The sequence below is a fragment of the Dactylosporangium sp. CS-033363 genome (assembly GCF_050942475.1).
Taxonomy (GTDB): domain Bacteria; phylum Actinomycetota; class Actinomycetes; order Mycobacteriales; family Micromonosporaceae; genus Dactylosporangium.
Genome location: NZ_CP192032.1, coordinates 1,558,380 through 1,580,563, shown reverse-complemented (window position 1 = coordinate 1,580,563; position 22,184 = coordinate 1,558,380). Strand labels below are relative to the sequence as shown.

Sequence of the window (22,184 nt, the reverse complement as noted above, 5' to 3'; positions counted from 1 at the left end):
GTCAGCCGCCGATGACGTTCACGGCTCGGGCTACCACCAGCAGGACTGTCACCAGGGACATGACGGACTCGGCGACCATGAGCATCTTGGCGCGCATCGTCATGGGCAGGGTGTCGGTCGGGCTGAAGGCGGTGGCGTTGGTGAAGGCCAGGTAGAAGTAGTCGAAGAAGGCCGGTTCCCAGTCGTGGTGGGCCAGCTCGGGCACCTGCATCTGGGTGAACAGGAAGTCGGGGTGCGGGGTGTCCGCGTCCGCGCGGGCGGCGGGGCCGCCGCGGTCGGTCTCCCAGAACCACAGGGCGAACACGATGACGTTCGTCAGCCAGATGGCGGCGCCCCAGAGCAGCAGGTGGGCCGGTGGGAGCTCGTCCTGGGTCTTGTCGAACAGGGCCTGGACGAGCAGCCAGACGGACCAGGCGGTGACCAGGGTCAGCAGCGTGACCAGGGCCAGCGCGAGGGGGCGCAGGACGCGGGTCTCGCGGTTGATGCGCAGGGGGTTGACCACCACGATCGTGAGCAGCATGGCGCCCTCGAGGCTCGGCAGCAGCCAGCGCGGGCGCGGGGCGAGGTCGGCGGGCAGGACCAGGTGGATCACGATCGCGATCGCGATGACGAGGGCGGCCGGCCAGCGCTGCTCCGCCTCCGTGCGGCGCAGCCAGCCGGGCAGGAGGGCGGGCTTGGCCGGCTCGGGAGCGCCGTTGGAGCCGGTGTCGAGCGCGGGCGGCAGATCACTCACGGCAGCCAACCGTAGACCCGCGTCCGCGCGGGGGCCAGCAGGACCGCCGCGGAAGCGGAGAACGGATGGGAGGAAGGGGCGTCAGGACAGCAGCTGGTACACCCGCCAGCCGATCGCAGCGGTGCCGGCCAGGGCCAGGATGGCGAGGTACGCCAGGACGAGCCGGGTGTCGCGCAGGACGCATTTCGACCGGGTGAGGCCCTGGCGGCGGGCGCGCAGGTAGCCGGCGAATCCGAGCAGGGCGAAGCCGACCACCGCGATCGGGCCGAGCAGCCAGGCGAGGGCGGCGATCGTGGCGTAGACGCACAGCCGCAGCGGGTCGTAGGGCTTCGTCGCCGGCGGGCTCGTCACGACGTCACTTCCGAGGAGGCAAGGCCGCGCCCGCGCGTGCCGCCGGCGGAGGCGACAGGAAGCAGGAGCGACACCTCGGAAGAACGCGGCGCGACGCGGCAGGCTGTCGGCGTCATGGGGTCGCCTCCGCGGCCGCCCCCGCGCGCGGGGCCAGCGGGAGCAGCGGCCGCGTCGCCGGAGGACGCGCGGAACGGCAGGCCGTCGGCGTCACGGGGTCACCTCCGCGGCCGCCCCCGCGCGCGGGGCCAGCGGGAGCAGCGGCCGCGTCGGCAGAGGACGCGCGGAACGGCAGGCCGTCGGCGTCACGGGGTCACCTCCGCGGCCGCCCCCGCGCGCGGGGCCAGCGGGAGCAGCGGCCGCGTCGGCAGAGGACGCGCGGAACGGCAGGCCGTCGGCGTCACGGGGTCACCTCCGCGGCCGCCCCCGCGCGCGGGGCCAGGGGAAGCAGCGGGCGCGTCGCCCGGGGCAGGCGCTGGGCGGACAGCTCGGGCCAGGCCTGTACCGCGCAGAACGGGGCGCACTGGTCGTGGGTGCCCTCCGCGTCCGTGCGGCGGGTGGCGACGTGGACGCAGCACTGCAGGAGCCGCTCCTCGATCATCGTGTGCATGTCCATGAACGGCTTGACGGTGATGCGTTTGACACGTTCGCCGAGCATCTTGCGCAGGCGGTTGCGGCCGCCCGGGAGCGAGGCCGAGACCAGCGTGGTGAGGGTCGAGATGCCCAGGTCGCAGTTCTCGCAGATGTCGCGCCACAGGTTGCCGACGTCGGGGTGGGACAGGGACGACTGCTCGGACAGCAGGCCCAGCAGCGAGTCCTTGACGGCGGTGCGCAGGGCCGCGGGCAGCTGGACGTCCGCGATGCGGTTGGCGACCAGGTCGGGGGCGAGGTCGAGGAACTCCAGCAGGCGGTCGTGGCCGATCAGGGCGGTCATCGACTTCCAGTCGCCCGCGTCGTCGCGCAGGAGGTAGCCGACCGAGCAGCAGTGCGGGTGGGAGCAGGGCAGGGCCGTGAGGTCGCGCCAGGTGACCAGGTCGCCGGTCTGCGGGCCGAGGCGGGCGAGGACGCCGGTGTGGGTGAGGCGGTCGAGCGGGTCGATCGCGCCCGAGCGGCCCGAGCCGAACTGGGGCTGCAGGGAGACGCCGCCGACGTACGGGGTGTCCAGGGCGCGCTTCACGACCGCGCCGATCTCGTCGTCGTTGACGCCCAGGGCGCAGGTCATGGTGAGGGTGGTGAAGATGCCGCGCGCGGAGAGGCGGTCGACGGCCTGGTCCTTGAGGCGGCGCAGGTCGGCGCCGCGGTGGTGACGGGCGGCGCGCTCGGACACGCCGTCGTACTGCAGGTACACCTCGACGCGCTCGCGGTGGCGGGTGAGGAGGTCGAGCAGCGCGTCGTCGCGCGCGATCCGCACGCCGTTGGAGTTGATCAGGACCCGGACCACGTTGCGGGCGCTGACCTCGGCGAGCAGTTCCTCCAGCCAGGGGTACAGGGTCGGCTCGCCGCCGGAGAGCATGAGCACGTCGATGCGGCCGTTCTCGCGGGACAGCTTGGCGTCGACGCCGGCGAGGACGTCGGCGAGCGGTACGGCGCCCTCGATGGCCGGCGAGGAGTCGGTGAAGCAGGTCGGGCAGCGCAGGTTGCAGCTGTCGGTGAGGTCGGCGAGCAGGATGCAGGTGTGCTGGGTCTGCATCTCGGGCAGCCCGGCCAGGTAGGCGGACGGGACCGGGGCGAAGTTGCCCGCGACGTCGGGGATGTGCGTCTTGGTGGGGGCGGTCCAGCGCTCGAGGTACCGCAGAATCTCGGGATTCTCGTCGTAGAGCGTGCGGACCAGGCCGTGGACCGGGCACCCGCGTTCGAGCCAGATCCGCCCGTCGCGCTCGGCGAGCCAGCCCGAGAGCCGCTGCACCGTCTGCAGTGGAGGGTTGTCGGCCGCGCAGGCCGGACAGAACGCGTTGACGTAGCGATGGATGCGGTCGCCCCGCAGTTGCATGCCGGTGCCGATGGTCATAGCTGCCCCTGGTTGCTGACGATGGCAAGGCAGACGCCGATGCCGACGGCGGGGCAGATCAGCACGCTGGCGCCCCAGCCGATGAGGAGGCCCAAACCGAGGCCCCGGTCCTTGTGCACGATCCAGACGATGCCGGTCGCGAGGCAGGCCACGAAGATCGCGAACTGCAGCAGAAGCTCGAGCCACACGCCGATCAGGCCGTTTTCCGAGTTGGAGCTGTTGTTGCCCAGCACCACCGCGCCGACGCCGATCAGGACGGCGACGAGCTGGACGGCCATGACCAGGCCGATGCCGAGGAAGACCTGCCGCGTCCGGATCGGCCGCTCGGGCATGGGCGGCGGTGGCGGAGGGGGAACCGTCCAGCTCATGTGACCTCCACAGGGCGCGTACGCGTCCAGGCGAATCGGGCGACGGTCAGCGGCAGCAACGCCAGCAGGAACAGCTGGGACCGGGTGAGCCCGGCCCAGACGACCTCGTTGCCCCGCACGAACTCGACGCCGAAGCGGAACGCGGCGTACGCGGCGAGGTAGTACGTGAACAGCCGCCCCGGCGCGGTGACGCGTCCGCGCAGCGCGATCAGGGCGGCGAACGCGGCCAGGTGGAACAGGATCTCGTAGACGAACGACGGGTGCAGCGGCACGTTGGCGGGGACGTGCATGGCCGCGGCGTGCGCGTCGTCGAGGCGGATGCCCCACGGCAGGCTCGTCGGGGTGCCCGGCGGCTCGGCCAGGAGGCAGCCGATCCGGCCGACCGCCATGCCCGCGGCGACGGCGGGGGCGAACAGGTTGCCGGTCTTGTGGGGATAGCCCCCGATCCGCTTGCCCAGCAGGGCACCCAGGTAGGCGCCGAGGAGCCCGGAGAGGATGCTGCGGTTGCCGTACGCCCACTGCTCCAGCAGCCCCGCGTTGTCCCTCATGTCGAGGTGCTGCGCCCAGGTGCCCAGCCGCGCGAGGAGCGCGCCGCCGACGAGGGCACCGGCCAGGACGTACCACAGGCGCTCGTCCTGGGCCTCGCGCCGGCGGATCTCCCAGAGCAGCACGAGGGCGGCGACCCCGACGCCGAGCGCGACGAAGACGTCGTGGGACAGGATCGCCACCGGGCCGAGCCGCGCCAACACCGGGTGCACGGATGACGAGCCTAGTGCCACCGCGCGACGTCGGGCGGCTCTTCCGCGCTGCCCGAACGGCTACACCCAGGTCACACGCGTCCGCGCGGGCGCGAACCGCAACAACGCGCGGATGCGACAAAACGCGTGCGACAACGACGCGCGGACGCGGCAGACGCGCACCGCAACAACGCGCGGACGCGACAAAACGCGAACAGCGGACACGCGCGGATGCGGCAAAGGATGCGGCAAGAGACGCGGCAAGACGGCAAAAGACGCGGGACGACACGAAGCGCGGCCGCGAAAGCGGCCATAGGGAACACAGCGGGCGCGGACGCGAAGCCGACGTGAAGGTCCTGTGACGAACGGGCCGCTCGTTGCACGACTCACCTAGGCTGGCGGGATGGTCACCACGGAGGACACCCTGCCGTTGCTGCCCGAGAAGCCGGTGCGGCCTCGTCGGCGCCGGTGGTGGAGCGCCGTGGTGTGGCTGATGGCGATCCCGTTCGTGGTGTGGGCCGTGTTCCGGGTGTTCGGGCTGGACAGCGGCTTCCCGACGGTACAACTGATCGCTTTCACACCGTATGTCGCGGCCGCGTCGTTGGTGCCGTTGCTGGTGGCGCTGCTGACCAAGCGGATCTGGCCGGCGCTGGTCACGGCGATCGCGACGGTTGCGCTCGCGGCGTGTGTGCTGCCGCGGTGGATCTCGGACACGTCGCCGGAGCCGCAGGACGGGCCGGGGCTGCGGGTCCTGAGCGTCAACATGCTCATGGGCGGCGCGGACGCGGCGACGATCGTCGGGCTGGTGCGGCGGCTGAACGTGGATCTGGTGGCGTTCCAGGAGTACACGCCGGAGGCCAAGGTCGCGCTGGACTCGGCCGGCCTTGACGACATGCTGCCCAACGCGGTGTCGTACCCGCGCCCGGGCGTGACGGGGTCGGCCGTGTACAGCCGCTTTCCGGTGACCGACCTGGGGTACCGGCAGTTCCCCTCGACCTTCGGCCAGGCGCAGGCCGGCGTGGCGGTCCCGGGCGCGAAGGACCTGCGGGTCGAGTCCGCGCATCCGTGCGCCCCCGCGACCGCGCACGGGGCCGGATGCTGGGAGCGCGACATCGCGCAGGAGCCCGCGGCGACGCCGGACGGAACGGTCAACCTGCTCATCGGCGATTTCAACGCGACGCTGGACCACGAGAAGTTCCGCGCGCTGCTCGACACGGGCTACCGCGACGCCGCGGACGTCGCGGGGGCGGGGTTCGAGGCGTCGTGGCCGTACGACGAACGGTGGTTCATTCCCGGCGTCGTGCTGGACCACGTGGTGGCGGACAAGCGCGTGGGGGTCCGGCAGGTGTCGGTCCACCGCATCCCGGACAGCGACCACAAGGCCGTGTTCGCGGAACTCGTGCTGCCCAAGCAGTAAAGAAGCTGCCCACGGCGGAAAGCGGCCGAACGCCGCAAAACGAAAGAGACCCAGAAACCGGGCCGAACGTACCGAAGGCGTACCTCCGGCTATACGCGGTTCGTTGGCCGGGAGTACCTTCACGTACGGATCGGGCCCCCGCCCGAACGGAACCACGTTGGAGCAGATGGGTGACACGAACGTTTCGCGGCCTCGCGCTCGCCATCGCCGTGCCGCTGATCCTGAGTGCGGCGGCCGCCTGCTCGGACAGCAAGGACGACGAGGCGGACTCGCCGTCCGACCGGCCGACGGTGGAGGTGACCGCGCAGCCGCAGGACGCGCAGTCGGCGCAGGTCGCGGCCGAGCAGCTGTTCGACAACCTGTCGGAGGGCGACTGGGCCGGGGCCTACGACCTGTGGACCGATGACGCCAAGGCATCGATCGGCAAGGACGCCTACATCGAGCTGGTGGCCACCTGCACGGGACAGCAGGGGCAGTATCAGGTCACGGGCGTGACCCCGGTCGACGACTCGACGGCGACGATCAAGTGGACGCACACCCCGGTCGCCGGCAGCGGGCAGACGACGGGGCAGAACACAGTGAAGTACCAGAGCGGCGTTTGGCGGTTTGTTCCTGACCCGGCCGCGCTTGCCGCTTATAAACAGAACAAGTGCCCGTAGCGAGCAGGGCGCGGTCCCACCCGGGGCCGCCCCCGCGCACGTGATGCAGACCCGCACACCGTGCGGGCGCCCGTAGCGAACAGGGGGCGGTCCCAGACGGGCCCGCCCCCGCGCGCGTGGTTCAGACCCGCACGGCGTGCGAGAGGCCGTAGGTGAGCGCGTCGACCAGGGCCTGCCAGCTGGCCTCGACCACGTTCTCGTGCACCCCGACGGTCGTCCAGTCGTCCCCGGTCGCGTGGGTCTCCACGAGCACCCGCGTGACCGCGCCCGTGCCGTGGCTGCCCTCGAGGATGCGGACCTTGTAGTCGGCCAGCTGGAAGCGGCCGAGCTCCGGGTAGTGCCTGGTCAGGGCCACGCGCAGGGCCTCGTCGAGCGCGTTGACGGGGCCGTTGCCCTCGGCGGTGGCGATGACCCGCTCCCCGCGGACGCGCACCTTCACGGTCGCCTCGGAGACCACGGCGCCGTCCTCGCGGTGCTCGACCAGCACGCGGTACGACTCCAGGGCGAACGGCTTGGGCACCGCGCCCTCGGCCAGCTCCGCGCGTGCGAGCAGCTCGAACGACGCGTCCGCGGCCTCGAACGACCAGCCCTGCGCCTCCAGCTCCTTCACCCGGTTCGTGACGCGGGAGAGCGCCTCCGGGTTGCCGGCCAGGTCGACACCGAGCTCGCGCGCCTTGAGCTCGATGCTGGCCCGGCCGGCCATCTCGGTGACCAGGATCCGCATGTCGTTGCCCACGACGACGGGGTCGATGTGGTTGTACAGCACGGGATCCACTTTGATCGCGCTCGCGTGCAGGCCCGCCTTGTGAGCGAACGCTGACGACCCGACATAGGCCTGGTGGGTGTCGGGTGCGATGTTGGCGATCTCGGCGATGGAGTGCGAGACGCGCACCATCTGCTCGATGCAGCCCTCCGGTAGGACGGGCATGCCGAGCTTGAGCTGCAGGTTGCCGACGACGGCGAAGAGGTCGGCGTTGCCGGGGCGCTCGCCGTAGCCGTTGGCGGTGCACTGGAAGTGCGGTACGCCGGCCTCGACCGCGGCGACGGTGTTCGCGACCGCGCAGGAGGTGTCGTTCTGGCAGTGGATGCCCAGGCGCGCGACGGCCTCCTCGGCGCTGACCCCGAGGGCGACCGCGAGACGGTCCTTGACCTCGGCGATCGTGCGGCTGATGAGGGAGGGCAGCATGCCGCCGTTGGTGTCGCACATGACGGCCGCTTCCGCGCCCGCGGCGAGGGCGGCGGCGGCGACACTGGCGGTGTAGTCGGGGTCGAAACGGTACCCGTCGAAGAAATGCTCGCAGTCGAGGAAGACGCGGCGGCCCTCGGAGACGAAGTATTCGACGGTGTCGCGCACCATCGCGAGGTTCTCCTCGCGGGTGGTCCGCAGCGCGCGCTCCACGTGGCGGATGTCGGACTTGGCCACCAGCGTGACGGCGGGGGTCTCGGCGTCGAGCAGCGCGCGGACCTGGGGGTCGTCCTGCACGCGCACGCCGGCCTTGCGGGTGGCGCCGAACGCGACGAACACGGCGTGCTTGAGGTTGAGCTCCGTGCGTGCCCTGCGGAAGAACTCGGTGTCCTTGGGCATGGCCCCGGGCCAGCCGCCCTCGATGAATCCGACGCCGAACTCGTCGAGCAGTCGTGCGACCGCGAGCTTGTCGACGACGGAGTAGCTGATCGCCTCACGCTGGGCCCCGTCGCGCAGCGTCGTGTCGTACACCTGCATGGTTGTGCTCCTTTGGCGGGAAGAGGGGGGCCTTGGGCTCGGCGGATCGGGGCCAACAAAAAGACCCCCCGCAAATGCGAGAGGTCTGCGCGTCCGGCGGATGGATGCCGGGCGCGCTAGGGGCCAATAATGAGCCGAGTCACGTTCGGTAGCTTGCCACGCATGCGCCATCCGTGACACGTGATTCCGGATTTTGAGAACCGGGGTGATCTGCTTCACGATTCACCCTGTTCGTCACGTCCCCGTAACGAGCGTCGGTCACTGTTGAACCCAGTTCGGCAGGGCGTCCCGCTCGGGGGCGTCGATCACCGTTGGTGAGGGGGTGAGGAACGTGGGTCTGGAGACGCTGAGGGCGGCCATTCCGCCGTACGCGCGCGATCTGCTCATCAACCTCGACTCCGTCCTCGCCACGGACCTGCTGGACGAGCAGCAGCTGTGGGGCGCCGTGCTCGCGAGCGCGATGACGACCCGCAGTGTGCCGGTGATCCGCGCGGTCGCCGCCGAGGCCTCGGACCGGCTCAAGCCGGAGGCGATCGAGGCCGCCAAGGCGGTCGCGTCGCGGATGGCCCTGCACAACGTCTACTTCCGCGCCAAGCACCTGATCGGTGACGAGGCGTACCAGGGCCTGCCCGCGCGTCTGCGCCGCCAGGTCTCCTCCACGCCCGGGGTCGGCGCCGCCGACGTCGAGGCGTGGTCAGTGGCAGTATCCGCGATCACCGGGTGCGGGGTGTGCCTGGAATCGCACGAAAGATCGCTTCGTGGTGCAGGGGTGTCCCGCGAAGTGGTCGACGAGGTGTTGCGCGCCGCCGCGGTTGTTCACGCGCTGGCGGTAACCCTCGATGCAGAGGCGGCTTCCTACTAGGAGCTTTCCTCTTGTACGGGTGTCGGGGTGGCGGCCCCGGCACCCGTACGCATTTCTGCCGCTTTGTCCCCACGTCCGGCTTAACCCGTCTGTGCAACTTGCGCACAGCGTGTCTGCGTTCGGGGCGGGATCGCCGTTACCGTTGTGGCTCATCGGCACATCGGGTGCGCATTGTGGTCTCGGGCAATTGGGGGCGCGACATGATCGACGGAGTTCCGCGAGAACCGGCCGCCGAGCCGCCGGTCGATCCACCCGTCGGCTGTGCCGATCCGATGCTCTGGCGCGTCGCGCGGGCGCTGCACGACGCGCACCGTCCGCGTACCGACAACTTCTGCGAGTGCAAGGCGTTCTGGCCGTGCGCGGACGCGCAGCTCGCCAAGGAGGCGCTGCAGCTCGCCTACGACCGCCCGTCGCCCCGCGGCACGCGCCCGGGCGCCGGCCGGAACTCGAATCTGGGGCGCTGGACGGCGTAGAGCATCTTCAATGCGCGCTCGGCGAACCCGTCAAGTGCGCGGCATCACGGCCGTACGTGCACCATTCCGAAATGTCCGAAAAGGCAAAAGCGGCGCCGGGAGCGAATCCCGGCGCCGCCCTTGTGAACGGTTCATTACAAGACGCGGTGCACCCAGCCGTGCGGGTCGGGGGCGGTGCCGCGCTGGATCGACACGAGCTGTTCACGCAGCCCCATCGTCACGTCGCCGGCCTTGCCGTCGCCGACCGTGAACTCGCCGTCGGCGTCGCGGACGGTACCGATGGGCGTGATGACGGCGGCCGTCCCGCACGCGAACGCCTCGCGCAGGCGCCCGGACGCGGCGTCCGCGCGCCATTGGTCGTACGAGTACAGCTCCTCCCGCACCGCATGCCCCTTGTCCGCGGCGAGTCGCATGATCGACTCGCGCGTGATGCCGGGCAGGATCGAGCCGGACAGCGGCGGCGTCGTGATCGAACCGTCCTCGAAGACGTAGAACACGTTCATGCCGCCGAGCTCCTCGACGTACTTCTGCTCGACCGCGTCCAGGAAGACGACCTGGTCACAGCCGTGCTCGATGGCCTCGGCCTGGGCCACCAGGCTCGCCGCGTAGTTGCCGCCGCACTTGGCCGCGCCCGTGCCGCCGGGGGCCGCCCGCGTGTAGTCGCGCGTCACCCAGACGCTGACCGGCTGCACGCCGCCCTTGAAGTAGCTGCCGACCGGCGAGGCGATGACCACGAAGAGGTACTCCGAGGACGGCTTCACGCCCAGGAAGACCTCGCTGGCGTACTGGAAGGGCCGCAGGTAGAGGCTGCCCTCGGCCTCGGTCGGCACCCAGTCCCGGTCGGCCCGGATGAGCTGCTCCAGGGAGTCCAGGAACAGCCCTTCGGGCACCGGCGCCATGGCCAGGCGCTGCGCCGAGTTGCGGAACCGGGCCGCGTTCGCGTCCGGGCGGAACATCGTCACGCCGCCGTCGGCCGCGCGGTAGGCCTTGAGCCCCTCGAAGATCTCCTGCGCGTAGTGCAGCACCGCGCTCGCCGGGTCCATCGGGATGGGCGCGCGCGCCTCGACGCGCGCGTCGTACCAGCCCTTGCCGTCGGCATAGCGCACGGTGACCATGTGGTCGGTGAAGATCCGGCCGAACCCCGGGTTGACCATCAGCGCGGATCGCTCCGCGGCGGCTACGGGCTGCGGGTTCGGACGAATCTCGAAATCGAGCGTTTCACCGCCGTTCATGCATGCCTCCACAAAAGGTCGCGGCGGCACGCTCACTGCGCGTGCCGTGCCGCCAACTTACCCGAACGGACGTTCAATCGCAGCCAGCACGCGGGCTTGCTCTGCTTCGCGGTGGCGCTTGACAGCGGCAGCGCTTGCTACGCGACAGCGCCGGCCAGGCGGTCGCCGATCGCGTCGGTCGACAGCGCCGAGCCGGGCGTCCGCGCGGCGACCTCGTTGCCGACGGCCTCGGTGACGCGCGCGGCCGCCTCGGGGTGGCCGAGGTGGTCCAGCAGCAGCGCGGTGGACAGCACGGCGGCCGACGGGTCGGCGACGCCCTTGCCCGCGATGTCGGGTGCCGATCCGTGTACCGGCTCGAACATCGACGGGAACGCCCGCTCCGGGTTGATGGAGCCGCTGGCGGCCAGGCCGATGCCGCCGGTGACCGCGGCGGCGATGTCGGTCAGGATGTCGCCGAAGAGGTTGTCGGTGACGACGACGTCGTACCGCTGCGGGTTGCTGACCAGGAACATCGCGGCCGCGTCCACGTGCTGGTACTCGGTCTCGATGTCCGGGAACTCGGCCTTCACCGCGTTGAAGGTCCGCGCCCACAGGCCGCCGGCGTGGGTGAGCACGTTGGTCTTGTGGACCAGCGTGACCTTGCGGCGGGCGCGCTTGGCCGCGCGGGCGAAGGCGTCGCGGATGACGCGCTCGACGCCGTGCCACGTGTTGAGGCTCTCCTCGGTCGCGACCTCGGCCGGAGTGCCGGGGTGCAGGTTGCCGCCGGCCCCGACGTACAGGCCCTCGGTGCCCTCGCGGACCACGACGAGGTCGATCTCGCCCGGCTTGACCCCGGCGAGCGGGCTCGTGGTGCCCGGCCAGAGGCGGGAGGGGCGCAGGTTCACGTACTGGTCGAAGTCGAAGCGCAGCTTCAGCAGCAGGCCGCGCTCCAGCACGCCCGGCGGGACGCTGGGGTCGCCGACCGCGCCGAGCAGGATGGCGTCGTGGCCGCGCAGCTCCTCCAGGACGCTGTCCGGCAGGACCTCGCCGGTGCGGTTGTACCGGGCGGCGCCCAGGTCGTAGTCGGTCGTCTCGACGCCGGGCAGCACCACGCGAAGCACCTTCAGCGCCTGCGCCACCACCTCCGTGCCGATCCCGTCACCGGCCACAACCGCGATCTTCGCCACCACGCGCCCCTCTCGATAGACCGCCCAACCGTACGCCGCTGTCCTAATCAGTGGACGCACGTCCCATGAAATGAGAATGAGGGCGGGGAGCGCCGCCACGCTCCCCGCCCTCGTAAGAGGAAAGTCTCTCAATCGGCGGACAGGTCCGCCGTGCTTGCCGCGGTCGCGCCGATCGCCAGCTGGGCCTCGCCGAGCAGGTCCGCCGCGACCGCCTGGTCGACGGTCAGCGTCATGAGCGCCTCCCCGCCGGCCTCGCGCCGCGCGACCTGCATCGCCGCGATGTTGACCCCCGCGGAACCCAGTATCGACCCCACCGTGCCCACCACGCCGGGGCGGTCGGCGTAGCGGAAGAACAGCAGCACGCCGTCGGCCGCCAGCTCGAGACTGAAGCCGTCGATCTCGGTCAGCTTCAGCGCCTCGCGCGGGCCCGCGACATACGTACCGGACACCGAGGCTACCCGCCCGTCGGGCAGGGCTCCACGCACGGTCACCAGGTTGGGCTGGTCGGAGGAGTCGGTGAAGACCGCGAGTGCTACTTCCACGCCGCGGTCGGCCGCCAGATGGGGCGCGTTCACGTACGTGACCTGCTCCGCCACCACGCTTCCGAACAGGCCCTTCGTGGCGGCCAGCTTGAGGACCGACACGTCGTGCTTGGCCACCTCGCCGTGCACCTCGACCGTCACCGACGCCGCGATGCCGCCCGCGACCGCGGTGAACACGGCGCCCAGCTTCTCCGCCAGCGGCAGCAGCGGCCGCACCTCCTCCGCGACCACGCCGCCGACCTGCACGTTCACCGCGTCGGGGACGAACTCGCCGTCGAGCGCGAGCTTGACGGAGCGCGCGACGGCCAGACCGGCCTTGTCCTGGGCCTCCACCGTGGAGGCGCCCAGGTGCGGCGTGGCCACGACGCTGTCGAACGCGAACAGCGGCGAGGCGACGCACGGCTCCTTGCTGAACACGTCGATGCCCGCGCCCGCGACCCGGCCGTCGGCGATCGCGTCGGCCAGCGCCTGCTCGTCGACGAGGCCCCCGCGCGCCGCGTTGATGATCCGCACGCCGGGCTTGACGATGCCGAGCTCGCGCACGCCGATCAGCCCGACAGTCTCCGGCGTCTTGGGCAGGTGGATCGAGATGAAGTCGCTCTCCCGCAGCAATTCATCCAACCCCAGCAGTCGTACTCCCAGTGCCGCGGCCCGCGCCGGCTGGATGTACGGGTCGTAGGCGACCAGCCGGACCCCGAACGCGGCCATCCGCTGAGCGAAGAGCACGCCGATGCGACCGAGCCCGACCACGCCGACGGTCTTGCCCGACAGCTCCACACCGGTGTACTTCGAGCGCTTCCACTCCCCCGCCTTCAACGCCGCGGACGCCGCGGCCGTGTTCCGCGCGACGGCGAGCAGCAGCGCGACGGCCTGCTCGGCCGCGGAGACGATGTTGGACGTGGGGGCGTTGACGACCATCACGCCACGCGCGGTCGCGGCCGGCACGTCGACGTTGTCCAGGCCGACCCCGGCCCGGGCGACGACCTTGAGCCGCGGCGCCGCGCCAACGGCCTCCGCATCGATGCGCGTGGCGCTGCGAACGATCACGGCACTCGCGTCGGCGAGCGCGGCCAGCAGGGCGGGGCGGTCGGTACCGTCGATGTGACGGACCTCGTAGTCGTCGGCGAGCACCTCGAGAGCGGCGGGCGCCAGCTCCTCGGCGATGAGCACCACCGGGCGTTCGGGAGGGAGGATCATGGGACCTCGACTTCCAGGCTTCGGTCGGCGTCGGCTGCGCGGGCGCGCGACACTGCCCGCCACGCACTGGGGGAACCGCGACGGGGCCGGGCGGACGGCCTCTTCCCGCGATGGTAGGCCCGCAGCCCCACCCACCACGTACCCAAACAAGTGAGCGCGATCACAGCCCGCTCGCGCGAAGTCCCCGGAATGATCACCGCTGGGTAGCCGGACGCTCACGTATCCGGGGTTTTCCGCTCGGGTCCGGCTCCTTCGGACCCGAATCAACCGGCGGCCGGCGAAGCGCTTTCCGGCGACCGGCCAACCCGGCCGTCGCCCATTCGCGCGGACGCGTCCGCCGGCGACTCGCACGCACCCGCGCGTCGTCGCGCCGCGCGGACGCGTCTTCATGGCCTTGCCCGCTGGGGTCTCTCCCGCGCGGAGGGGGCGGCGCTCCCGCGCGGAGGGGGCGGCGCGTCCGCGCGGAGGGGGCGGCGCGTCCGCGCGATGCGGCCGGTGGTGTCGCACTCCTGACCGTCGGCGCCTGAACCCGGGGCGGCGTGGGGGACGTGTCCATCGGCGTCAGCGACACCCGGTACCGGCGAGGAGAAGCGAGATGAGCGACTACGACGACGGCGGCTACGACGCCGGACAGGAGCACGGGTACGAGGCGGGCTACGACGCGGGGCACGAGCCCGGCTACGACGCCCACGCGCACGAGGCCGGCTACAAGCCCGGCTACGACGCGCACGAGGCGAACTACGACGCCCACGGGGCGGGCTACGACGCGCACGGGGACATCGAGGAGAAGATCCACGAGGCCATCGAGCGCATCGAGGAGCGGGTCCACGGCTACGAGGCGGGTCACGAGCCGGCGTACGACGAGCAGAAGAACTACGCCGACGACCACGAGCCGAAGGACTACGACGCCGACAAGCACTACGACGGCGAGCAGCACTACGACGGCGACAAGGCCTACGAGGGCGAGAAGGCCTACGAGGGCGAGAAGGCGTACGAGGGCGACCGGGCCTACGACGGGGACAAGGGCTACGACGCGGACAAGGGCTACGCCGACGAGCACGCGTACGGCGACGACAAGGCGTACGCCGAGGACAAGGACTACGCGGCCGAGCAGCCGTACGGCGACGACAAGGACTACGTGCGCTCCTGACCTCGCGCGAGCTCGGGAAAGACCGAACGGCCCCGGCGCGAAACTCCCTGCCCGCCGGGGCCGTTCTCGTCGATCACGCCACGACGCGACGCCAGCCGTCGATCAGCCCGCCGCGCAGCGTCAAGAAGCCCGCGGCGCCGCGCCGCGACCATCACGCCGCGTCGTTCGGGCGTGAAGCCGGCCGTGACGCGACGTTCGCGGCCGGAGAGGATCACGCCGCGTCGTTCGGGCCTGAAGCCGACCGTGACGCGACGCTCGCGCCACGAGAGGATCACGCCGCGGCGTGGCGCCAGAAGTCGTACATCCACTCCGGGGTGCCCGGGCCGGCCATGGCGACCTGCGTGAACAGCACGGCGACGGTGTCCGAGGAAGGCGTCACGAACGCCGAGGTGCCGGAGCCGCCGACCCACCCGTAGCGGCCCGGCACGAGGCCCTGCGCCGAAGCCGACAGGTCCACCGACCCGCCGAAGCTCCAGCCCTGGCCCTCCTCGAGGAACAGCCGCCCGGACGCGCGCTGGTCGGGCGTCGTCTGGTCGGTGAGCATCGCCCGTACGGAGGACTCCGACAGCAGCCGCCGGCCGTCCGGCGCGACGCCGCCCGCCAGCAGCATGCGGCCGAACGCCGCCCAGTCGCCCGCGGTCATGACCAGGCCGCCGTTGCCGAGCTCGAACGCCGGCGGCGCCGCGAAGTCGCCCTCGGGCGGGTCGAAGACCTCGAGGCCGGCCGGGCCCAGCTGGTAGCAGGCGGTGAACCGGGCCATGCTCCCCGCCGGGACGTGGAACGCGGCGTCGCGCATGCCCAGGGGGCCGAAGAGGCGCTCCGCCATCACCTCGCCCAGCGTGCGGCCGGTCGCGCGTTCGATGAGCGCGCCCTGGAGGGTGGAGCTCGTGTCGTACAACCAGGCCTGACCGGGCTGGTAGAGCATCGGCACGCCGGCCAGCTGCGCCAGCCACACGTCGCGCGGCGGGAACGCGCGGACGCGGCGGCCGTCGTGCTGGACGGGGAACAGCGCCTGGACGGCCGGCAGGTCGAAGTCGGAGGGGAAGCCCCAGCCCGTCGTGGAGGTGAGCAGGTCGCGGACGGTGATCGGGCGCGCCGCGGGGATCAGGTCGAGGGTGTCCGGCGTCCGGGCGACCATCGGGGCCGACAGCTCCGGGAGCCATTCGCGCGCGGGAGCGTCCAGGTGTACCGCGCCGTCGTCCACCAGGGTCAGCAGTGTCGCCGCCGTGATGGGCTTGGTGGCCGAGGCGATCCGGAAGATGGAGTCGGGCGTCATCGCGGCGCCGCCCAGGATCGCCGAGCCCACGGCGGTCACCTCGGTCCGGCCGCCGCGATCGACGACGGCTACCGCGCCGGGAAGTTCGCCGCGATCCACGTAGGGTGCGAGCAAGCGGTCCACATTGGGTGCGAGAAACACCGGATCACCGTAACAACGGGGTTGACTCTCCAGCGGCTGGAGACTTCACGCTGGGAGCATGACGATGAACCTGACCCCCGACGAGAAGCGCGAGCTGTTCGGCGAGTTCGACCCCGACCAGCACGCCGAGGAGGCCGAGCAGCGCTGGGGCTCCACGGATGCGTACCAGGAGTCGGCTCGGCGCACCGCGCGGTACACGAAAAGCGACTGGGAGCGGATCAAGCGGGAGGCGGCCGAGAACACCGAGGCCTTCGCCGCGGCGTTCGAGGACGGGACGCCCGCCGCCGACGCGCGGGCGATGGACCTGGCCGAGGCGCACCGGCAGCACATCAGCCGGTGGTTCTACGACTGCTCGCCCGAGATCCACCAGGGCCTCGGCGACATGTACGTGGCCGACCCCCGCTTCACCGCCAACTACGACACCGACCACCCGGGGCTGGCGGCGTACATCCGCGACGCGATCCGGGCGAACGCGGCGCGTTAAAACAGAAACCAACCGCGGACGCGGAAGGGAGGCCCCCAGGGGCCGACCGGTGTCTGACGGGAGCAACGGTCAGTTATTGACGCGGACCGGAGCAAAGCTCTGAAAAAAGGCCCCTCCCGGAAATCGGGAGGGGCCTCTCGCATACGAACGATCAGGCGGTCTCGGTGATCGGCCGGTCGACCCAGCTCATCATCGAGCGGAGCTGACGCCCCGTCTCCTCGATCGGGTGGTTCGCACCCTGCTCGCGGTACTTCGTGAAGTTCGGGCGACCCGCGTCGTCCTCGGCGATCAGCTCGCGGGCGAACTCGCCCGACTGGATCTCGCCCAGGATGCGCTTCATCTCCTCCTTGACCCGGCCGTCGATGACGCGCGGGCCACGGGTGTAGTCGCCGTACTCGGCGGTGTCGGAGACGCTGTAGCGCATCCGCGCGATGCCGCCCTCGTACATGAGATCCACGATGAGCTTGAGCTCGTGCAGGCACTCGAAGTAAGCGATCTCCGGGGCGTAGCCCGCCTCGGTGAGCACCTCGAAACCGGTCTGGACCAGGGCCGACGCGCCGCCGCAGAGCACGGCCTGCTCGCCGAAGAGGTCGGTCTCGGTCTCTTCCTTGAACGTGGTCTTGATCACGCCGGCGCGGGTGCCGCCGATGCCGGCCGCGTAGGCCAGCGCCAGCTGCTGCGCGTTGCCGGTGGCGTCCTGCTCGATCGCGATGAGGCAGGGCACGCCCTTGCCGTCGACGAACTGGCGGCGGACCAGGTGGCCCGGGCCCTTCGGGGCGACCATGCACACGTCGACGTCCGCGGGCGGCGTGATGAGGCCGAAGCGGATGTTGAGGCCGTGGCCGAAGAAGAGCGCCTTGCCGGCGGTCAGGTTCGGGGCGACGTGCTCGGAGTACAGGGAGCGCTGGACCGTGTCGGGCGCGAGGATCATGATCACGTCCGCCTCGGCGCTCGCCTCGGCCGGGGTGAGGACGCGCAGGCCCTGCTCCTCGGCCTTGGCGCGGCTCTTGGACCCCTCGGGCAGGCCGATGCGCACGTCGACGCCGGAGTCGCGCAGGCTCAGCGCGTGGGCGTGGCCCTGGCTGCCGTAGCCCAGCACCGCGACCTTGCGGCCCTGAATCAACGACAGGTCGGCGTCGTCGTCGTAAAACACCTCGGCGGGCATTGACTTTCCTCTCAAAACGACCGAAACCGGTCAACGATCAAACCAACGAGCGAAAGTTCTCAGGCCGCGGCACGGAGCGCCGGGCCGGTCGTGATGGAGCGCGAACCGCGGCCGATGGCCACGACGCCCGACTGGACCATTTCCTTGATACCGAACGGCTCCAGGTCACGAAGCAGCGCGTCCAGCTTTTCCGACGTGCCGGTCGCCTCGATGGTGAGGGCGTCCGCTGCGACGTCGACCACACGGGCCCGGAACAGGTTCACGGTCTCGAGGACCTGCGAGCGCACCGGGCGTTCCGCGCGGACCTTCACCAGCAGCAGCTCGCGCTGCACGCTGGCGGTGGTGTCGAGTTCGACGATCTTCAGGACCTGCACGAGCTTGTTGAGCTGCTTGGTGACCTGTTCCAGCGGGGATTCGTCCGCGTTGACCACGATCGTCATCCGGGAGACCTCGGGGTGCTCGGTCTCGCCGACGGCCAGGGAGTCGATGTTGAAGCCGCGGCGGGCGAACAGCCCCGCGACGCGGGCCAGTATGCCGGGCTTGTTCTCCACCAGGACGGAGAGCGTGTGCTTGGCCATCTCTGCGGGGTCTCCCTACACGTCGTCCTGGTCGAACGCGGGACGGACGCCCCGCGCGAACATGATCTCGTCGTTGCTGGTGCCGGCGGCCACCATGGGCCACACCATCGCGTCCTTGCCGACCACGAAGTCGATGACCACGGGCTGGTCGGTGACCTTCATCGCGGCCTCGATCGTCGCGTCGACGTCGCGCTTGGTCTCGCAGCGCAGCCCCACGCATCCGAGCGCGTCGGCCAGCTTCACGAAGTCCGGGATGCGGTGCTTGTGGGTGCCGAGTTCGGTGTTGGAGTAGCGCTGGTCGTAGAACAGCGTCTGCCACTGCCGGACCATGCCCAGGTTGCCGTTGTTGATCACGGCGACCTTGATCGGGATGCCCTCCAGCGCGCAGGTGGCCAGCTCCTGGTTGGTCATCTGGAAGCAGCCGTCGCCGTCGATCGCCCAGACCACCTTGTCCGGCCGGCCGACCTTGGCGCCCATGGCCGCGGGCACCGCGTAGCCCATGGTGCCCAGGCCGCCCGAGTTGAGCCAGGTGGCCGGGTGCTCGTACTTGATGAACTGCGCGGCCCACATCTGGTGCTGCCCGACGCCGGCCGTGTAGATCGCGTCCGGGCCCACCAGGCTGCCGATGCGCTCGATCACGTACTGCGGCGCGAGGGTGCCGTCGGACGGCTCCTCGTAGCCCAGCGGGTACCGGCCGCGGATGTCTTCCAGCGTCGCCCACCAGTCCTTGAGGACCGGCTTACGCCCGGCCGCGTGCTCGGCCGAGACGGCGGCGATGAGCTCCTCGATCACGTGCTTGGCGTCGCCCACGATCGGCACGTCCGCGGTGCGGTTCTTGCCGATCTCGGCCGGGTCGATGTCGGCGTGGATGACGGCCGCGTTCGGCGCGAAGGTCGACAGCTCGCCGGTGACCCGGTCGTCGAACCGGGCGCCGAGGGTGATCAGCAGGTCCGACTTCTGCAGCGCGTACACCGCGCCGACCGAACCGTGCATGCCCGGCATGCCCATGTGCTGGGGGTGCGAGTCGGGGAACGCGCCGCGGGCCATCAGCGTGGTGACGACCGGGGCGCCGGTCAGCTCGGCCAGCTTCAGCAGCACCTCGGATGCCTGGGCCTTCACGACGCCGCCGCCCACGTAGAGCACCGGGCGCCGCGCGCCGGCGATCAGGCGGGCCGCCTCGCGGATCTGCTTGCCGTGCGGGTGCAGCGTCGGGTGGTACCCCGGAAGCTCCATCGTCGGCGGCCACTTGAACGTCGTCTTGTTCTGCAGCACGTCCTTCGGGATGTCGACCAGAACCGGACCGGGGCGACCGGTGCCGGCCAGGTGGAACGCCTCGGCGAGCACCCGCGGCAGCTCCTCGCCCGACTGGACCAGGTAGTTGTGCTTCGTGATCGGCAGCGTGATGCCGGCGATGTCCGCCTCCTGGAAGGCGTCCGTGCCGATCGAGGCCGAGCTGACCTGCCCGGTGATCGCGACCATGGCGACCGAGTCCATGTAGGCGTCAGCGATCGGGGTGACCAGGTTGGTCGCGCCCGGGCCGGACGTCGCCATGCAGACGCCGACCTTGCCGGTCGCCTGCGCGTAGCCGGTCGCGGCGTGCCCGGCGCCCTGCTCGTGGCGGACGAGGATGTGCCGGACGGTCTCCGAGTCGAACAGCGGGTCGTACGCCGGGAGGATCGCGCCGCCGGGGATGCCGAACACGACGTCGGCCCCGAGGGCCTCGAGCGAGCGGACGAGCACCTGCGCGCCGGTGAGCAGTTCCGCGGAGACCGGCTGCGCGGCCTTCTTCGGGTCGGCCGCCGGCGGGGTCGGATGCGCTCGGTGGGCGAGGACTTCTGGCGTGGGTCTCGTCATCGCAGTTCGCACTTTCGCTCGAAGGTGTCTAGGCAAAGGCTCCGGACATGAAAAAACCCCACGTGCTCGGCACGGGGGGCTAGCGCGCTGACGGCAGGCGTCGGCGCGCTAGATGATAAGTACTCGGAGCGACCTCGACGACATGAGCCCACTTTGGCGCATCTCATGGCCTGAGTCAACCTATCCCAGGATGCGGAACGTGTCAGACTCGCAGGTATGCCCGAGCTGCGGTCCAAGACCTCCACTTCTGGTCGCAACATGGCCGGCGCACGCGCCCTCTGGCGCGCCACCGGCATGACCGACTCCGACTTCGGCAAGCCGATTGTCGCCATCGCCAACAGTTTCACGCAGTTCGTGCCGGGCCACGTCCACCTTCGCAACCTCGGCATGATCGTCGCCGACGCGGTCGCGGAGGCGGGAGGGGTCGCCAAGGAGTTCAACACCATCGCCGTCGACGACGGCATCGCCATGGGCCACGGCGGGATGCTCTACTCGCTGCCCAGTCGCGAGCTCATCGCCGACGCCGTCGAGTACATGGTGCAGGCCCACTGCGCCGATGCCCTCGTGTGCATCTCCAACTGCGACAAGATCACCCCCGGCATGCTGCTCGCCGCTCTCCGCCTCAACATCCCCACCGTCTTCGTCTCCGGCGGCCCCATGGAAGCCGGCAAGACCGTCGCCATCGAGGGCGTCGTCCACGAGAAGGACGCCAAGCTCGACCTCATCGACGCGATGATCGCCTCCGCCAACGAGGCCGTCTCGGACGCGCAGCTCGACCAGATCGAGCGCTCCGCCTGCCCGACGTGCGGCTCCTGCTCCGGCATGTTCACCGCCAACTCGATGAACTGCCTCACCGAGGCGATCGGCCTGGCGCTGCCCGGCAACGGCTCGACGCTGGCCACCCACGCCGCGCGCAAGGCCCTGTTCGAGAAGGCGGGCTCGCTGATCGTCGAGCTCTGCCGCCGGTACTACACGGATGACGACGCGTCCGTGCTCCCGCGCGCGATCGCGTCCCGCCCCGCGTTCGAGAACGCCGTCGCGCTGGACGTCGCGATGGGCGGCTCCACCAACACGGTGCTGCACCTGCTCGCGGCCGCGCGCGAGGCCGAGCTCGACTTCTCGGTGGCCGACATCGACGCGATCTCGCGCCGCGTGCCCTGCCTGGCCAAGGTCGCGCCGAACACGCAGAAGTACCACATGGAGGACGTCCACCGGGCCGGCGGCATCCCCGCCATCATGGGCGAGCTGTCGCGCGGCGGCCTGCTCGACGAGTCGGTGTCCTCCGTGCACTCCGCGTCGTTCCGCGAATGGCTGGACAATTGGGACATCCGCGGCGGCAAGGCCACGGACCAGGCGCTCGCGCTGTTCCACGCCGCGCCGGGCGGTGTCCGGACCACGGAGCCGTTCTCGACCGAGAACCGCTGGAACTCCCTCGACACGGACGGCGCGGACGGCTGCATCCGCAGCGTCGAGCACGCCTACACCAAGGACGGCGGCCTCGCGATCCTGTTCGGCAACCTCGCGCCCGAGGGCGCCGTGGTGAAGACGGCGGGCGTGCCCGAGGAGAACCTGACCTTCACCGGCACCGCGAAGGTCTTCGAGTCGCAGGAGGCCTCCGTCGACGCCATCCTCGCCAAGCAGATCGTCCCGGGCGACGTCGTGGTGATCCGCTACGAGGGTCCCAAGGGCGGTCCCGGGATGCAGGAGATGTTGTACCCCACGAGCTTCCTCAAGGGCCGCGGGCTCGGACGCGCGTGCGCGCTGATCACGGACGGCCGCTTCTCCGGCGGCACCTCCGGCCTCTCCATCGGCCACATCAGCCCGGAGGCGGCCGGCGGCGGGCTCATCGCGCTCGTCGAGGACGGCGACCGCATCGAGATCGACATCCCGAACCGCTCCATCCACCTCGCCGTGCCCGACGAGGAGCTGGCCGCGCGCCGCATCGCGCAGGAGAAGCGCGAGCGCCCGTTCACCCCGCTCGACCGCGAGCGCCCGGTGTCGGCGGCGCTGCGTGCGTACGCGTCGATGGCCACGTCGGCCAGCGACGGCGCGTACCGCCGCGTGCCGTAGG

General features: G+C 71.0%; 21 protein-coding genes. 7 read left to right on the top strand and 14 right to left on the bottom strand.

Going from position 1 to position 22,184, the window contains the following annotated elements:
- Position 1 precedes the first annotated feature (1 nt).
- From ACQPZ4_RS07220 to ACQPZ4_RS07200, 5 genes are all read right to left on the bottom strand, one after another.
- Entirely contained in the window at positions 2-733 is a 732-nt protein-coding gene (locus tag ACQPZ4_RS07220; RefSeq protein WP_433057362.1) for a hypothetical protein, read from the bottom strand.
- Between the two features lie 81 nt (positions 734-814).
- Entirely contained in the window at positions 815-1,084 is a 270-nt protein-coding gene (locus ACQPZ4_RS07215; RefSeq protein WP_433057361.1) for a hypothetical protein, read from the bottom strand.
- Positions 1,085-1,481: 397 nt separating this feature from the next.
- The gene (locus tag ACQPZ4_RS07210) at positions 1,482-3,089 is read right to left on the bottom strand and encodes a radical SAM protein (RefSeq protein ID WP_433057360.1); all 1,608 of its coding nucleotides are present in this window, start codon (positions 3,087-3,089) and stop codon (positions 1,482-1,484) included.
- Positions 3,086-3,457: a hypothetical protein gene (locus ACQPZ4_RS07205; protein ID WP_433057359.1), complete on the bottom strand. Its 372-nt coding sequence runs from the start codon at positions 3,455-3,457 to the stop codon at positions 3,086-3,088. Before ACQPZ4_RS07205 ends, ACQPZ4_RS07210 begins: the two co-directional genes overlap by 4 nt.
- Complete coding sequence (locus ACQPZ4_RS07200; protein ID WP_433057358.1) at positions 3,454-4,215, bottom strand: prolipoprotein diacylglyceryl transferase; 762 nt, start codon at positions 4,213-4,215, stop codon at positions 3,454-3,456. Before ACQPZ4_RS07200 ends, ACQPZ4_RS07205 begins: the two co-directional genes overlap by 4 nt.
- Before the next feature lie 382 nt (positions 4,216-4,597).
- Between ACQPZ4_RS07200 and ACQPZ4_RS07195 the strand changes: the two genes are divergently transcribed.
- Entirely contained in the window at positions 4,598-5,611 is a 1,014-nt protein-coding gene (locus ACQPZ4_RS07195; RefSeq protein WP_433057357.1) for an endonuclease/exonuclease/phosphatase family protein, read from the top strand.
- A 170-nt stretch (positions 5,612-5,781) separates the two neighbouring features.
- Positions 5,782-6,270 carry a hypothetical protein gene (locus ACQPZ4_RS07190; protein WP_433057356.1) on the top strand — a complete coding sequence of 163 codons (489 nt, stop codon included), beginning with the start codon at positions 5,782-5,784 and terminating at the stop codon, positions 6,268-6,270.
- A gap of 121 nt (positions 6,271-6,391) precedes the next feature.
- On the opposite strand, the gene cimA is transcribed toward ACQPZ4_RS07190, so the two are convergent.
- Positions 6,392-7,993: a citramalate synthase gene (cimA, locus tag ACQPZ4_RS07185; protein WP_433057355.1), complete on the bottom strand. Its 1,602-nt coding sequence runs from the start codon at positions 7,991-7,993 to the stop codon at positions 6,392-6,394.
- Positions 7,994-8,315: 322 nt separating this feature from the next.
- Here cimA and ACQPZ4_RS07180 point away from each other — a divergent pair, with 322 nt between their 5' ends.
- Together ACQPZ4_RS07180 and ACQPZ4_RS07175 are read left to right on the top strand one after the other, a co-directional pair.
- Complete coding sequence (locus tag ACQPZ4_RS07180; RefSeq protein ID WP_433057354.1) at positions 8,316-8,855, top strand: carboxymuconolactone decarboxylase family protein; 540 nt, start codon at positions 8,316-8,318, stop codon at positions 8,853-8,855.
- A 200-nt stretch (positions 8,856-9,055) separates the two neighbouring features.
- Positions 9,056-9,328, top strand: a complete 273-nt coding sequence (locus ACQPZ4_RS07175; protein ID WP_433057353.1) for a hypothetical protein — start codon at positions 9,056-9,058, stop codon at positions 9,326-9,328.
- Positions 9,329-9,462: 134 nt separating this feature from the next.
- Here the strand turns inward: ACQPZ4_RS07175 and ACQPZ4_RS07170 are convergent, their stop codons facing one another.
- From ACQPZ4_RS07170 to serA, 3 genes are all read right to left on the bottom strand, one after another.
- Positions 9,463-10,560 carry a branched-chain amino acid aminotransferase gene (locus tag ACQPZ4_RS07170; protein ID WP_433057352.1) on the bottom strand — a complete coding sequence of 366 codons (1,098 nt, stop codon included), beginning with the start codon at positions 10,558-10,560 and terminating at the stop codon, positions 9,463-9,465.
- A 137-nt stretch (positions 10,561-10,697) separates the two neighbouring features.
- Positions 10,698-11,726: a 3-isopropylmalate dehydrogenase gene (locus ACQPZ4_RS07165; RefSeq protein WP_433066334.1), complete on the bottom strand. Its 1,029-nt coding sequence runs from the start codon at positions 11,724-11,726 to the stop codon at positions 10,698-10,700.
- Between the two features lie 128 nt (positions 11,727-11,854).
- Positions 11,855-13,465: a phosphoglycerate dehydrogenase gene (serA, locus tag ACQPZ4_RS07160; RefSeq protein ID WP_433057351.1), complete on the bottom strand. Its 1,611-nt coding sequence runs from the start codon at positions 13,463-13,465 to the stop codon at positions 11,855-11,857.
- Positions 13,466-14,060: 595 nt separating this feature from the next.
- On the opposite strand from serA, the gene ACQPZ4_RS07155 reads away from it, so the two are divergent.
- The gene (locus ACQPZ4_RS07155) at positions 14,061-14,615 is read left to right on the top strand and encodes a hypothetical protein (RefSeq protein WP_433057350.1); all 555 of its coding nucleotides are present in this window, start codon (positions 14,061-14,063) and stop codon (positions 14,613-14,615) included.
- Here ACQPZ4_RS07155 and ACQPZ4_RS07150 read toward each other — a convergent pair.
- The gene (locus ACQPZ4_RS07150; protein WP_433057349.1) at positions 14,600-14,830 is read right to left on the bottom strand and encodes a hypothetical protein; all 231 of its coding nucleotides are present in this window, start codon (positions 14,828-14,830) and stop codon (positions 14,600-14,602) included. The two genes, ACQPZ4_RS07155 and ACQPZ4_RS07150, sit on opposite strands and share 16 nt — an antisense overlap.
- Before the next feature lie 56 nt (positions 14,831-14,886).
- Complete coding sequence (locus tag ACQPZ4_RS07145) at positions 14,887-16,005, bottom strand: serine hydrolase domain-containing protein (protein WP_433057348.1); 1,119 nt, start codon at positions 16,003-16,005, stop codon at positions 14,887-14,889.
- 85 nt (positions 16,006-16,090) lie between these two features.
- Between ACQPZ4_RS07145 and ACQPZ4_RS07140 the strand changes: the two genes are divergently transcribed.
- Positions 16,091-16,516, top strand: coding sequence for a TipAS antibiotic-recognition domain-containing protein (locus ACQPZ4_RS07140; protein WP_433057347.1), 426 nt, complete (start codon positions 16,091-16,093; stop codon positions 16,514-16,516).
- Positions 16,517-16,667: 151 nt separating this feature from the next.
- Here the strand turns inward: ACQPZ4_RS07140 and ilvC are convergent, their stop codons facing one another.
- The 3 genes from ilvC to ACQPZ4_RS07125 are packed head-to-tail and all read right to left on the bottom strand — an operon-like array spanning position 16,668 to position 20,113.
- Positions 16,668-17,681 (bottom strand): ketol-acid reductoisomerase, encoded by a 1,014-nt coding sequence (ilvC, locus tag ACQPZ4_RS07135; protein WP_433057346.1) that lies wholly within the window; start codon positions 17,679-17,681, stop codon positions 16,668-16,670.
- 59 nt (positions 17,682-17,740) lie between these two features.
- The gene (gene ilvN / locus ACQPZ4_RS07130; protein ID WP_223101686.1) at positions 17,741-18,259 is read right to left on the bottom strand and encodes an acetolactate synthase small subunit; all 519 of its coding nucleotides are present in this window, start codon (positions 18,257-18,259) and stop codon (positions 17,741-17,743) included.
- A gap of 15 nt (positions 18,260-18,274) precedes the next feature.
- Positions 18,275-20,113 (bottom strand): acetolactate synthase large subunit, encoded by a 1,839-nt coding sequence (locus tag ACQPZ4_RS07125; RefSeq protein ID WP_433057345.1) that lies wholly within the window; start codon positions 20,111-20,113, stop codon positions 18,275-18,277.
- A 216-nt stretch (positions 20,114-20,329) separates the two neighbouring features.
- Here ACQPZ4_RS07125 and ilvD point away from each other — a divergent pair, with 216 nt between their 5' ends.
- Positions 20,330-22,183 (top strand): dihydroxy-acid dehydratase, encoded by a 1,854-nt coding sequence (ilvD, locus tag ACQPZ4_RS07120; RefSeq protein WP_433057344.1) that lies wholly within the window; start codon positions 20,330-20,332, stop codon positions 22,181-22,183.
- Position 22,184 lies beyond the last annotated feature (1 nt).

Excerpts from the sequence above, each read along its gene's own strand:
- cimA (WP_433057355.1), bottom strand. The coding sequence starts at position 7,993 with ATGCAGGTGTACGACACGACGCTGCGCGACGGGGCCCAGCGTGAGGCG.
- ilvN (WP_223101686.1), bottom strand. The coding sequence starts at position 18,259 with ATGGCCAAGCACACGCTCTCCGTCCTGGTGGAGAACAAGCCCGGCATA.
- ACQPZ4_RS07195 (WP_433057357.1), top strand. The coding sequence starts at position 4,598 with ATGGTCACCACGGAGGACACCCTGCCGTTGCTGCCCGAGAAGCCGGTG.
- ACQPZ4_RS07140 (WP_433057347.1), top strand. The coding sequence starts at position 16,091 with ATGACGATGAACCTGACCCCCGACGAGAAGCGCGAGCTGTTCGGCGAG.
- ACQPZ4_RS07155 (WP_433057350.1), top strand. The coding sequence starts at position 14,061 with ATGAGCGACTACGACGACGGCGGCTACGACGCCGGACAGGAGCACGGG.
- ACQPZ4_RS07125 (WP_433057345.1), bottom strand. The coding sequence starts at position 20,113 with ATGACGAGACCCACGCCAGAAGTCCTCGCCCACCGAGCGCATCCGACC.
- ACQPZ4_RS07170 (WP_433057352.1), bottom strand. The coding sequence starts at position 10,560 with ATGAACGGCGGTGAAACGCTCGATTTCGAGATTCGTCCGAACCCGCAG.
- serA (WP_433057351.1), bottom strand. The coding sequence starts at position 13,465 with ATGATCCTCCCTCCCGAACGCCCGGTGGTGCTCATCGCCGAGGAGCTG.
- ACQPZ4_RS07210 (WP_433057360.1), bottom strand. The coding sequence starts at position 3,089 with ATGACCATCGGCACCGGCATGCAACTGCGGGGCGACCGCATCCATCGC.
- ilvC (WP_433057346.1), bottom strand. The coding sequence starts at position 17,681 with ATGCCCGCCGAGGTGTTTTACGACGACGACGCCGACCTGTCGTTGATT.
- ilvD (WP_433057344.1), top strand. The coding sequence starts at position 20,330 with ATGCCCGAGCTGCGGTCCAAGACCTCCACTTCTGGTCGCAACATGGCC.
- ACQPZ4_RS07175 (WP_433057353.1), top strand. The coding sequence starts at position 9,056 with ATGATCGACGGAGTTCCGCGAGAACCGGCCGCCGAGCCGCCGGTCGAT.
- ACQPZ4_RS07205 (WP_433057359.1), bottom strand. The coding sequence starts at position 3,457 with ATGAGCTGGACGGTTCCCCCTCCGCCACCGCCGCCCATGCCCGAGCGG.